This is a genomic window from Bradyrhizobium sp. NDS-1 (assembly GCF_032918005.1).
Taxonomy (GTDB): Bacteria; Pseudomonadota; Alphaproteobacteria; order Rhizobiales; family Xanthobacteraceae; genus Bradyrhizobium; species Bradyrhizobium tunisiense.
The window spans coordinates 4739832-4752624 of record NZ_CP136628.1; the positions used below are offsets into that span (position 1 = coordinate 4739832).

Consider the following 12793-nt stretch of genomic DNA (forward strand, 5'->3'; position numbering starts at 1 on the left):
GGTCTGGAATTGCTTTTTCGCCTGAAACATTAGCAGCGCGGCGGGTATGCGCAACAACGCATCACATGGGACCATGCCCATTCGTGCGTTGTCGTGAACAGGGTGGTGGGTTATCTCAGGGGAGTCCGGTGCCCTGCTGCCGCGAAAATGCGCAAATGCCGGCTTTTCAGGTCAATTCCATGCAAGAACACACCAAATCGTCCACGCTCGAGAACGCTATTGCACTGCAAAAATACGGCGTCGGGCAGCCCGTCCGCCGCAAGGAGGACGACACGCTGGTGCGCGGCAAGGGCCGCTATACCGACGATTTCAACCTGCCCGGCCAGGCCTATGCCGTGGTCGTCCGTTCCACCCATGCCCATGGCATCATCCGCGGTATCGGCATTGACGCCGCCAAGACGATGCCTGGCGTGTTGGGGGTTTGGACCGGCAAGGATCTCGATGCCGCCGGCTACGGCCCCTTCACCTGCGGCCTGCCGCTGAAGAGCCGCGACGGCTCGCCCCTGCTTCAGACCAACCGTCAGCCGCTCGCCACCGACAAGGTCCGCTTCGTCGGCGATCCCGTCGCCTTCGTGGTGGCCGAGACGCTGGCGCAGGCGCGCGATGCTGCCGAGGCGGTCGAGCTCGACGTCGAGCCGCTGCCGGCCGTGACGGACCCCGAGGAAGCCGCCAGGCCCGGCGCGCCGCGGCTCTATGACCATATCCCCGATAACGTGGCGCTCGACTACCACTATGGCGACATGGAGAAGGTCAACGCAGCCTTCGCCAGCGCCGCCCATGTCACCAGGATCGACATCGAGAACACCCGCGTCGCCGTGGTCTCGATGGAGCCGCGCGTCGGCCTTGCCTCCTACGACAAGAAGACCGAGCGTTACACGCTGCAGGTGCCGACGCAGGGCGTCGCAGGCAACCGCGCGAACCTCGCCAAGAACCTGAAAGTGCCGAACGAGAAGGTGCGCATTCTCACCGCCAATGTCGGCGGCTCCTTCGGCATGAAGAACATCAACTATCCCGAATACATGTGCATCCTGTATGCGGCGAAGGCACTGGGCCGGCCGGTGAAATGGCTCGACGAGCGCTCGACCGCCTTCCTCTCCGACAGCCACGGCCGCGCGCAGAAGATCCATGCCGAGCTGGCGCTCGATGCCGAGGGGCATTTCCTCGCGGCCAAGCTGTCCGGCTACGGCAATGTCGGCGCCTACATCACCGGCGTCGCGCCGGGGCCGCTCTCGCTCAACACCGGCAAGAATTTTTCCAGCGTCTATCGCACCCCGCTGATGGGCGTCGACATCAAGGTGGTGCTGACCAACACCACGCTGATGGGGGCTTATCGCGGCGCCGGCCGGCCCGAGGCGAACTACTACATGGAGCGGCTGATCGACCGCGCCGCCGACGAGATGGGCATCAACCGCCTGACCCTGCGCAAGCGCAACTTCATCAAGCCGAACCAGATCCCGTTCGCGGCCTCCTCCGGCGTCACCTATGACAGCGGCGACTTCCAGGCCGTGTTCAACAAGGCTCTCGAAATCTCCGACCACGAGAATTTCGCCAAACGCAAGAAAGAGAGCAAAAAGGCCGGCAAGCTGCGCGGCATCGCGGTCGGCTCCTATCTCGAGGTCACCGCGCCTCCCGGCGTCGAGCTCGGCAAGATCGTGTTCGACCCCGACGGCACCGTGCAGCTCATTACCGGCACGCTCGATTACGGCCAGGGCCATGCGACGCCGTTCGCTCAGGTGCTGTGCGGGCAACTCGGCGTTCCCTTCGAGAGCGTCAAGCTGGTGCAGGGAGACAGCGACATCGTCCACACCGGCAACGGCACCGGCGGCTCGCGCTCGATCACGGCAACCGGCCAGGCCATCGTGGGAGCTGCCAAGCTCGTCATCGAGAAAGGCAAACGCGCGGCGGCACACATGCTCGAAGCGTCCGAAGCCGACATCGAATTCGCCGATGGCAGCTTCACGATCGCCGGCACCGATCGCAGCATCGACATCATGGAGCTGGCAAAACGCCTGCATGACGGCAAGATGCCGGAGGGCGTGCCTGACAGCCTCGACGTCGATCACACCAGCGAACCGGTCGCCTCGGCGTTCCCGAACGGCTGCCACGTCGCCGAAGTGGAGATCGACCCGGAGACCGGCGTGGTGCAGATCGTGCGCTACAGCGCGGTCAACGATTTCGGCACCGTGATCAACCCGCTGCTGGTCGCGGGTCAGCTCCATGGCGGCGTCGTCCAGGGCATCGGACAGGCGCTGATGGAACACATCCGCTACGACGAGAGCGGCCAGCCGATCACGGGCTCGCTGATGGACTACGCCCTGCCCCGCGCCGAGGACGTGCCGAACATGACGGTCGGCGATCACCCGGTGCCGGCCACGACCAATCCGCTCGGCAGCAAGGGCTGCGGCGAAGCCGGCTGCGCCGGCAGCCTGTCGACCGTGGTGAACGCCGTGCTCGATGCGCTCTCGGACTACGGCATCAAGCACATCGACATGCCGCTGACCCCCGAGCGCGTGTGGCGCGCGATCCAGGACGCGAAGAGCAAAGCGGCGTAGGGCAGCGTTCAGCATCCACAACAATGCTGTCATCGCCCGGCTTGACCGGGCGATCCAGTACTCCGAGGCCGTCGTGATTCACGGATAAGCCGCGGCGTACTGGATGCCCCGGACAAGCCGGGGCATGACACTGTCTGTGGCGCGGCTAGCGTCGCCTTGCCCGGTCTTCCCTAAGCCGCCGCCTGCTCGCGCGGCTGGTAGATCGCGGTATGCTGGCAATGCGCGATCGGCGTCGTGCCGTTGGCGACGACGAGGGCGTCGAGCTCGACGAAACGGTGGCCCTTCTTCTCGTAATTGGCGGTCACCCTGGCCCGCGCCGTGATCTCGTCGCCGGCGCGCGCGGCCGACAACAGCTGCATGCGGCTGCCAACGTGGATCCAGGGGCCCAGAATGGTGTTGTCGACCAGCACGCGGTTCATCACGCGCTGGATCAGGCCGGGATGGCCAAGCCCCTCACGCGCGAAGATCGGATCGGTCTCCCTGATGTCGGCGAGATAGTCGGCCGCGTCCTGCCCGGCCCAGCGACGCGGAGAGGTGCCGAGCCATTTGCCGGTCTCGAAGGTTGCCGGGCTGACGGGCCTGCGCTCGGCCACCACGGGCACCGCGACATAGTCGCTCAACGACACCGCCGGCGCAGCGGCCGGCAGCGCGGCCGTGCCGGTGGCGCACAGCTCGGTGCGGCTGAACACCTCGATCGTCAGCAACTCGTTGTGCTCGGTTGCATCGACATCGGCGGCCTCGCCGTCATACACCGGCTTGATGAAGCGCGCCTCGACCAGCCCGCGCGCCAGGAAGTCGCGCCCCCAGCGGGCAATCGGCACGTGCATCATGTAGGCGAAGACATCGACGCCCGGGACCAGCCCGCCGGAGAAACCGAAGCGGCGCGCCACATTGTCGTCATGCATCTTGTTTTCGGATTGCTTGGCGGTGTTGTAGGCCTCGACGCGGTAGGTTTCGAGCCGGTTCGGCATGATGGGCGTTCCCTGGAGTCTTGTTGTCTCGGTCCGATCGTAGGCCTCGGGGAACACCGGTCAATCCCCTCGCCTTTGCAGCCCGAATGGGGTACCACGCGGCCAATGACCGACGCTCCCACCCGCATTTATGTCGACGCCGACGCCTGTCCGGTGAAGGACGAGATCTACCGCGTCGCGCTCCGGCACGGCGTGCCCGTGAGCGTCGTCGCAGGCAATTTCATCCGCGTGCCGCAGGACCCGCTGATCGAGCGTATCGCGGCCGGCGCCGGCATGGACGCCGCAGACGACTGGATCGCCGAGCGCGCCCGGCCCGGCGACGTCGTCGTGACATCGGACATTCCGCTTGCGAGCCGCTGCGTGAAGGCCGGCGCCGACGTGATCGCGCCGAATGGAAAGCCGTTCACGGAAGAGTCGATCGGCATGACGCTGGCGGTGCGCAACCTGATGACGGATCTACGTTCGGCCGGCGAAGTCACCGGCGGCCCGCGCTCGTTCTCACCGCGCGATCGCTCTACCTTCCTCGCGGCGCTCGACCAGACCCTGCGCCGCATCCAGCGCCGCCGCGCTGACCAGACCGCCACCAGCCAGGGCTGATCATGGCGCCGCCGCTGATCCAACTGAAAGACATCAGGCTGACCTTTGGCGGCACCCCGCTGCTATCGGGCGTCGAGCTCAATGTCGCTCCAAGCGAGCGCGTCTGCCTGATCGGCCGCAACGGCTCCGGCAAGTCGACGCTGCTCAGAATCGCAGCCGGCCTCGTCGAGCCCGACGGCGGCACACGCTTCGTGCAGCCCGGTGCCACCGTGCGCTATCTGCCGCAGGAGCCGGATTTCGGAGACCACAAGACCACGCTGGCCTATGTCGAGTCGGGCCTTGCGCCCGGCGACGACCAGCATCAGGCACGCTATCTCCTGGAGCAGCTCGGGCTCACGGGTGAGGAGGACCCGCACAACGTCTCCGGCGGTGAAGCCCGGCGCGCGGCGCTGGCCTATGTGCTGGCGCCCTCGCCCGACATTCTGCTGCTGGACGAGCCGACCAACCATCTCGACCTCTCCACCATCGAATGGCTGGAGAAGGAGCTGGACAACCGCCGTAGCGCGCTGGTGATCATCAGCCACGACCGCCGCTTCCTGACCAATCTGTCGCGCTCCACGGCGTGGCTCGACCGCGGCAAGATCAAGCAGATCGATCGCGGCTTTGCCTCGTTCGAGGGCTGGCGCGACGAGGTGCTGGCGGAGGAAGAGCGCGACCAGCACAAGCTCGACCGCAAGATCGTCGACGAGGAGCACTGGCTGCGCCACGGCGTCTCCGGCCGGCGCAAGCGCAACGTCAAGCGCCTCGCCAATCTGCACACGCTGCGCGACCAGCGCCGCAACTATCGCGGCACGGCCGGCACCGCCAGTCTCGCAGCAGCCGAAGCGGAGCAGTCCGGCAAGCTGGTCATCGAGGCCAAGGGCGTCACCAAGGCCTATGGCGAGCGCAAGATCGTCGAGAATTTCTCCACCCGCATCCAGCGCGGCGACCGCCTCGGCATCATCGGGCCGAACGGCGCCGGCAAGACCACGCTGGTCAATCTGCTCACCGGCGGCATGCAGCCGGATTCCGGCACGATACGTCTCGGCGCCAATCTGGAGACGGCCACGCTCGACCAGCACCGCGAAAGCCTCGATCCCAAGTCGACGCTGGCGGAAGCCCTCACCGGCGGCCGCGGCGACCAGATCATGGTCGGCGGCAAGCCGAAGCACGTCGTCGGCTACATGAAGGACTTCCTGTTCGCGCAGGAGCAGCGCGGCACGCCGGTGGAGGTGCTCTCCGGCGGCGAGCGCGGCCGGCTGATGCTGGCGCGCGCCCTGGCAAAGCCATCGAACCTTCTGGTGCTGGACGAGCCGACCAACGATCTCGATCTCGAAACCCTCGACGTGCTCGAGGACATGCTCGGCGACTACGAGGGCACCGTCATCCTGATCAGCCACGACCGCGACTTCCTCGACCGCGTCGTCACCTCCGTGATCGCGCCCGAAGGCAACGGCAAGTGGACCGAATATGCCGGCGGCTACAGCGACATGCTGGCGCAGCGCGGCGCGGACCTGAAGCGCGAGACGGCGAAGGCACAGGCTCCCGCCGAGAGGAAAGAGGAGCGCGCAACCGCTCTTGCCTCGGCGCCCAAGCGGAAGCTCAGCTTCAACGAGAAGCACGCGCTGGAGACGCTGCCGAAGAAGATGGAAACGCTGCAGGCCGACATCGCCAAGCTGCAGCGCGTGCTGGACGATCCCAACCTCTACGCCAAGGATCGCAGAAAATTCGACGATACATCCGCCGCAATTGCCAAGGCGCATGAAGAATTGTCCGCCGCCGAGGAGCGGTGGCTCGAACTTGAAATGCTTCGCGAAGAAATAGAGCAGGCTTAGCGCGTATTCCGCAAGAGCGGGGCACCGGTTTTGCGATCAGGATACGCGCCAACTAGAGGACTTCCATGACAACTCCCCTCGCCGCCAAGATCGCCCGCGAATACGGCACGCCCTGCGCCGTCATCGACATGGACAGGGTCGAGCGCAACATTGCGCGGATCCAGAAGGCTTGCGACGAGGCCGGCATTGCCAACCGGCCGCACATCAAGACGCACAAGAATCCGACCATCGCGAAGATGCAGGTCGCGGCCGGCGCGAAGGGCATCACCTGTCAGAAGCTGGGTGAGGCCGAGATCATGGCCAACGCCGGCATCGACGACATCCTGATCAGCTACAATCTTCTCGGCGAGGAGAAGATGGCGCGGCTCGGCGCGCTCCAGGGCAAGGCCAACATGACGGTTGCCGCCGACAATTCGACGGTCGTTGCCGGCCTGCCCAAGGCAGCCGCCGCATCCGGCCGTCCACTCTCCGTCGTGGTGGAATGCGACACGGGCCGCAAGCGCGCCGGCGTCGAGACGCCGGCTGAAGCCATTGCGCTGGCGCGTGAGATCGCCGCGTCGAAGGGACTCGAATTCGCGGGCTTCATGATGTACCCGACGGAGACCGGCTGGGCGGACGCACAGAAATTCTACGACGAGGCGCTCGCCGGCGTGCGCGCGCACGGGCTGGATGCGAAGATCGTCTCGACCGGCGGCACGCCGAACCTGAAAAATCTCGGCAAGCTCAAGGGCGGCACCGAACACCGCTTCGGCACCTACATCTACAACGATCGCATGCAGGTCGCCGCCGGCGTCGCCAGCTGGGACGATTGCGCCCTGCACATCTATTCAACCGTGGTGAGCCGCGCCGCGTCCGAGCGCGGCATCCTCGATGCCGGCTCGAAGACGCTGACCTCTGACACCGGCGGCCTCGACGGCCATGGCCTGATCCTCGAGTACCCCGAAGCCAAGATCGCGAAATTCGCGGAAGAGCACGGCTTCCTCGACCTCTCCCGCAGCAACACGCGGCCCAATGTCGGCGACGTCGTCCGCATCGTGCCGAACCACGTCTGCGTCGTCGTCAACATGATGGACGAGGTGCTGATGGTCCGCGGCGAGGAGATCATCGGCACGCTGCCGGTCGCGGCGCGGGGGAAGCTGCGGTAGAGGCAGGCTGCCGTAGGGTGGGCAAGCGAAGCCGCCCACGACTTCCCGTCGTAATCGAAGGATCGTGGGCACGGCGCTTCGCGCGTTTTGCCCACGCTACGATTTCTTGAGCCAGCCCAGCACGCCCCTGCCCGCGGCCGCGCCCGTTGCAAACGAGGCTTGCAGCAGATAGCCGCCCGTCGGCGCCTCCCAGTCCAGCATTTCGCCGGCTGCGAACACGCCCGGCTGCTTGCGCAGCATGAAATGTTCGTCGAGTTCGTCGAAAGTTATTCCGCCGGCGGTCGAGATCGCGCGCTCGATCGGGGCAACGCCCGTGAGCTGAATCGGGATCGCGTTTACGAGGTGCGCGAGTTCCGCCGGCGAGAACGTCGCCAGCGGCCGGCCGGATGCGATGGCGGCCTCCTGCATCAGGCCGATGCCGACCGGCGACAATTGCGCGGCCTTGCGCAGGAAATTCGCGAGCGATTGCTTGCCGCGCGTCCCTGAAAGCCGCGAGGTCAGCGCGGCAACGTCGAGGTCGGGCCGCAACGCGATCGAAAGCCGCGCCTGCCCGAGACCCAGCATCGCGTCCCGCAACTCCGCCGACAGCGCGTAGATCGCGCCGCCTTCGATGCCCGCGCGCGTGATCATCGCTTCGCCGCGCACCGTGTATGCACCAGCCGTCAGCGCCACGCCCTTGAGCGGCTGACCCTCGAAGCGGTCCCGGAAGACGTCGGACCACGCGACCGCAAAGCCGGAATTCGCTGGCCGCAGTTTTGAAACGGCGATGCCTCTTGCCGCGAGAATATCAATCCAGCCGCCATCCGACCCGAGCCGCGGCCAACTCGCGCCGCCGAGCGCGAGGACCGTGGCGTCGGCAGCGACGGCCGTCTCGCCATCCGCCGTCCGAAACAGCAGCCGCCCATCGCCGTCCCAACCCGTCCAGCGATGACGAAACGCAAAGCGCACGCCGCCGGCATCGAGCCGCCGCAGCCAGGCGCGCAGCAAGGGCGAGGCCTTGAACGCTCTTGGGAACACCCTTCCGCTGGTGCCGACGAAGGTCGGCTCGCCCAGCGCCTCGCTCCAGGCGCGGAGTGCGTCCGGCGGAAACGCCGCGATCGCCGCTTGCAGCTTGGGCGCCGCCTCTCGATAGCGCGCCATGAACTGAGCAAGCTGCTCGCTGTGAGTGAGATTGAGCCCGCCGCGGCCCGCCATCAGGAACTTGCGGCCGGCGGACGGCATCGCATCGTAGACGGTGACGCGGGCGCCGCCCTGCGCCAGCACCTCTGCCGCCATCAGCCCGGCTGGACCGGCGCCGATGATTGCGACGTGGGAGTCGGTTGAGGTCATGGCGGGAGTTTAGGACAATTTCTCGCGCCTAGCCCGTCATTCCGGGGCGCGCCCCTCGGCGCGAACCCGGAAATCCATCAGGCGGCAGATTTTGAGGAGCGATGGATTCCGGGCGCGCGCCCCGGAACGACGGCGGAGTTACAGCTTGATCCCCGCCCGCGCCGCGGCCTGCGCCACGTATTTCTGCGTCTGCTCGAACGCGCCCGTGAGCGCCTTCGCCTTCGACATGTCGCTGATCTCAGCGAAATGGGCGGCAACCGCGTCCGGCGTCCATTCGGACTCCGGCAGGTTGATGCCCTCGCTTTCCATGATCTTGATCACGGCGAAGGAGCCGGCGCCTGCGCCCATGATGGTGCGGGTCGGCGCGTCCTCGCTCAGCATGTATTCGACCGCCGGCGTGATCGCGTTCGGTTTCATCAACTGCAGCGCCTGCGGCGGCAGCAGCTCCTCGGTCATGCGGGTCGCCGCCGTCGGCGAGATGATGTTGACACGGATGTTGTTCTTTCGGCCTTCCTCGGCGAGCACGTTCATCAATCCGACCATGCCGGATTTCGCCGCGCCGTAATTGGCCTGGCCGAAATTGCCGTAGAGGCCGGAGGACGAGGTGGTCAGCACGATGCGGCCGTAATTGCGATCGCGCATGCCGGCCCAGGCTGCCTTGCAGCAATAGAAGGTGCCGACGAGGTGCACGTCGAGCACTTTCTGGAAATCGGCGGCTTCCATCTTGCCGAAAGATTTGTCGCGCAGGATGCCGGCATTGGCGCACATCAGATCGACGCTGCCCCACTCCTTGGTGGCGCGCTCGACCATCGCGGTGACCTGCTCGAAGTTCGAAACGTCGGCGCCGTCGGCCATCGCGGTGCCGCCGGCCTTGCGGATCTCCTCCACCACGGCTTCCGCCGGCGACAGCGAACCACCGGTGCCGTCACGCGCGCCGCCGAAATCGTTGACCACGACTTTCGCGCCGCGGCTGGCCAATCCCAGCGCATGCGCCTTGCCCAGACCATTGCCCGCGCCGGTGACGATGGCGACGCGTCCGTCGAACCTGATTGCCATGAGTAAAGGTCTCTATTTTTCTTCCCATCTCCCCTTGCGGGAGAAGGTGGCGCGAAGCGCCGGATGAGGGGTCTCTCTCGGCAGATGCGCTCGCGGAGAGAGACCCCTCACCCGCCTCGCGTTCCGCGAGGCACCCTCTCCCACAAGGGGGAGAGGGGTGAAACCCCGCTCTGGGTTGCCTTTTTGAGCAGCGAAGCCCCGCCGGGTCAAGCCCGGCAGCGACGCCTCGGGCCTACGCCAAATAGATCAACCCCAGCCAGTCAGCGACCAGCGCGGGCTTGTCCTCGCCTTCGATCTCCACGGTCACGTTGGTGCGGGACTGCAATTCATTCGGCTTGCGCAGCCTGGCTTCCGCCAGCACGAAGCGGCCGCGGACGCGCTTGCCGGAACGCACCGGCGAGATGAAGCGCAGCTTGTCGAAACCATAATTGACGCCCATCGTGGTGCCCGCAATCGCCGGCATCACTTCGTAGGACATCACCGATAGCATCGACATCGTCAGGAAGCCGTGCGCAATGGTGGTGCCGAAGGCGGTTTCCTTCCTGGCTCTTTCAGGGTCGACATGAATGAACTGATGATCTTCGGTCACGTCGGCATAGGTGTCGATACGGGGCTGGTCGATCAGGTGCCAGGACGACACTCCGATCTCCTTGCCGACCATGGCTTGATAAGCCTCGCGCGTGATCGGCGCCGACTTCCAGATTTGGTTCACTTAGGTCTCACTCCGTGTTTTCGGCAACTCGGGAAAATCCTCCTCACGGAATTCCCGGCCGCGCAGCGGATCGTTGCGATCATCGTCGCGCTCGAGCCTGCGTAGCTGGACCCGTCGGATTTTGCCAGAGATCGTCTTCGGCAGCTCGGTGACGATTTCGAGGCGGCGGATCCGCTTGAACGGCGCAAGGCGCATGTGCAGATGCCTGAAGATGGACAGCGCCGTCTCCGGCGAGCGCTCCGCGCCCGAGGTCAGCAGCACGAATGCCTTGGGGATGGCAAGGCGGATCGGATCCGGGCTCGGCACCACCGCGGCTTCCGCGACAAGCTCGTGCTCGAGCAACACGCTCTCGAGCTCGAACGGACTGATGCGGTAATCGGACGATTTGAACACGTCGTCGGAGCGACCGACGAAGGTGAGATAGCCCTCCTCGTCCTCGAACACGACATCGCCGCTGCGATAGAGCTCGCCCTCGGCGCCGGACAGCTTGCCGTCGTCGCCCTGATAGCCCTGCATCAGACCGGCGGGGCGCTCAGCGCCGAGCAGCAGCGTCACCTCGCCCTCTTTCGCCGGGTTGCCGTCGGCGTCGCTGATCTGCACGCGATAGCCCGGCAGCGGCCGGCCCATCGAGCCGATCTTGATCTTCTGGCCCGGCGAGTTGCCGGCCAGCGCGGTGGTTTCAGTTTGGCCGTAGCCGTCACGGATGGTGAGGCCCCAGGCCGCCCGCACCTGGTCGATCACTTCAGGGTTCAGCGGCTCGCCGGCGCCGCAGACCTCGCGCAGGGCCACTTTGAACGATGCGAGATTCTCCTGGATGAACAGCCGCCACACCGTCGGCGGCGCGCACAGGGTGGTGACGCCGCAGCGGCCGATGGTGGCGAGCAGCGCTTTGGCGTCGAAGCGCGGCTGGTTGACCACGAACACGGTGGCGCCCGCATTCCACGGCGCAAAGAAGCAGCTCCAGGCGTGCTTGGCCCAGCCGGGCGAGGAGATGTTGAGATGGACATCGCCGGGTTTCAGCCCGATCCAGTACATGGTCGACAGATGCCCAACGGGATAGCTGCGCTGGCTGTGCCGGACAAGCTTCGGTTTCGCCGTGGTGCCCGAGGTGAAATAGAGCAGCATCGGGTCGTCGGCGTTGGTCGGACCGTCGGCGCTGAAACTCTCCGAAGCCTTCGCCGCTTCATCGTATGAAAGCCATCCGTCGGAGGCGGCGCCGACGACGATGCGAGCGACGTTCTCCGCGCCAAGGCTTGCGAATTTCGCGACTTGATCTTGCGCGGCGATGACCGCCTTCGCCTTGCCGCGATCGAGCCGGTCGCGCAGCTCGTCCGCCGTGAGCAGTGTGGTCGCGGGGATCACGACGACGCCGAGCTTCATTGCCGCCAGCATCGTCTCCCATAGCGGCACCACATTGCCGAGCAGCAGCAGGAGATGATCGCCGCGCTTCAAGCCATGCGCGCGGAGGAAGTTTGCGACCTGGTTCGAGCGCTTCGAAAGCGCCGCAAAGGACAGCTTGGTCTGCTTGTCCTGCGCGGCGTCGACGATCCAGAGCGCGGGCCGGTCCTTGCTGTCCGCATTGGTCGCCAGCTCGGCGTCGAACCAGTCGAGCGCCCAGTTGAAGGGAACCGTATCCGGCCAGCGGAAGCCTTTGACCGCGGCCTCGTAATCCGTCCGGTGTTGCAGCAGAAACGCGCGCGCTTCCTGGAATGTCGTCATCAAGCTTTCCCGGCTAGGCTCCTAACGTGCTTGATAATTCCGGAAAAATCCACCCCACCCTGACCGGCTGCGTCGAAAGACTGATAAATCTCCTGCGCATGCTTGCCGAGCGGCGTCGCAGCGCCGGCAGCCTTTGCAGCGTCCTGCGCCAGCGTCAAATCCTTCACCATCAGCGCCGAGGCAAAGCCCGGCTTGTAGTCGTTGTTCGCAGGCGAGGTCGGCACCGGGCCCGGCACCGGGCAATAGGTCGTCAGCGACCAGCACTGGCCCGAGGAGGTCGAGGCGACGTCGAACAACGCCTGATGCGAAAGGCCGAGCTTCTCGCCCAGCGCAAAGGCTTCGCTGACCGCGATCATGGAAATGCCGAGGATCATGTTGTTGCAGATCTTGGCCGCCTGGCCAGCGCCGGCGCTGCCGCAATGCACGATCTTCTTGCCCATGTTTTCCAGCACGGGCTTGGCCGCGGCAAACGCGTTCTCTTCGCCGCCGCACATGAAGGTGAGCGTTGCGCCCTTGGCGCCGCCGGTGCCGCCGGAGACCGGCGCGTCGACCGAAAGCACGCCGTGCTTCGTCGCCAGCGCATGGGCCTGGCGCGCGCTCTCGACGTCGATGGTGGAGCTATCGATGATCACCGCGCCCTTGGCCATGACAGGGACGACCTCACTCCAGACGCCCAGCACATGCTTGCCGGCCGGCAGCATGGTGACGACGACATCGGCGCCCTTCACCGCGGCAGGCGCGCTGTCGGCAATGCCGGCGCCGTCCGCCTTGGCTTGCGCGCGCGAGGCCTCGACGAGATCGAACGCCACCACCTTGTGGCCAGCCTTGACCAGATTGGCCGCCATCGGGCCGCCCATGTTGCCCAGACCAATAAATGCGATCGTGGCCATTGTCGTAT

Annotated in this window: 10 protein-coding genes; 4 read left to right on the forward strand and 6 right to left on the reverse strand. The window is 65.9% G+C overall.

Annotated features, from left to right (window positions below; genetic code table 11):
- The first annotated feature begins 179 nt into the window (after window positions 1-179).
- On the forward strand, window positions 180-2552 hold the full coding sequence (locus tag RX330_RS22510) for a xanthine dehydrogenase family protein molybdopterin-binding subunit (protein WP_317239851.1): 2373 nt from the start codon (window positions 180-182) through the stop codon (window positions 2550-2552).
- 170 nt (window positions 2553-2722) lie between these two features.
- Here RX330_RS22510 and RX330_RS22515 read toward each other — a convergent pair whose 3' ends face one another.
- Complete coding sequence (locus RX330_RS22515; protein ID WP_212086627.1) at window positions 2723-3523, reverse strand: hypothetical protein; 801 nt, start codon at window positions 3521-3523, stop codon at window positions 2723-2725.
- A gap of 105 nt (window positions 3524-3628) precedes the next feature.
- Here RX330_RS22515 and RX330_RS22520 point away from each other — a divergent pair, with 105 nt between their 5' ends.
- From RX330_RS22520 to RX330_RS22530, 3 genes are all read left to right on the forward strand, one after another.
- A complete protein-coding gene (locus RX330_RS22520) occupies window positions 3629-4120 on the forward strand; it encodes a YaiI/YqxD family protein (RefSeq protein WP_317239852.1) in 492 nt (163 codons plus the stop codon).
- A gap of 2 nt (window positions 4121-4122) precedes the next feature.
- Entirely contained in the window at window positions 4123-5934 is a 1812-nt protein-coding gene (locus RX330_RS22525; protein ID WP_317239853.1) for an ABC-F family ATP-binding cassette domain-containing protein, read from the forward strand.
- A 65-nt stretch (window positions 5935-5999) separates the two neighbouring features.
- The gene (locus tag RX330_RS22530) at window positions 6000-7079 is read left to right on the forward strand and encodes a D-TA family PLP-dependent enzyme (RefSeq protein WP_317239854.1); all 1080 of its coding nucleotides are present in this window, start codon (window positions 6000-6002) and stop codon (window positions 7077-7079) included.
- Between the two features lie 96 nt (window positions 7080-7175).
- Here the strand turns inward: RX330_RS22530 and RX330_RS22535 are convergent, their stop codons facing one another.
- The 5 genes from RX330_RS22535 to mmsB form a co-directional block, all read right to left on the reverse strand.
- A complete protein-coding gene (locus RX330_RS22535; protein ID WP_410707557.1) occupies window positions 7176-8354 on the reverse strand; it encodes an NAD(P)/FAD-dependent oxidoreductase in 1179 nt (392 codons plus the stop codon).
- Window positions 8355-8546: 192 nt separating this feature from the next.
- A complete protein-coding gene (locus tag RX330_RS22540; protein WP_317239856.1) occupies window positions 8547-9464 on the reverse strand; it encodes an SDR family NAD(P)-dependent oxidoreductase in 918 nt (305 codons plus the stop codon).
- 232 nt (window positions 9465-9696) lie between these two features.
- On the reverse strand, window positions 9697-10176 hold the full coding sequence (locus RX330_RS22545; RefSeq protein WP_317239857.1) for a MaoC family dehydratase: 480 nt from the start codon (window positions 10174-10176) through the stop codon (window positions 9697-9699).
- Window positions 10177-11895, reverse strand: coding sequence for an AMP-binding protein (locus RX330_RS22550; RefSeq protein WP_317239858.1), 1719 nt, complete (start codon window positions 11893-11895; stop codon window positions 10177-10179). It abuts the gene before it with no gap.
- Complete coding sequence (gene mmsB, locus RX330_RS22555; protein ID WP_212086684.1) at window positions 11895-12785, reverse strand: 3-hydroxyisobutyrate dehydrogenase; 891 nt, start codon at window positions 12783-12785, stop codon at window positions 11895-11897. Before mmsB ends, RX330_RS22550 begins: the two co-directional genes overlap by 1 nt.
- Between the last annotated feature and the right edge of the window lie 8 nt (window positions 12786-12793).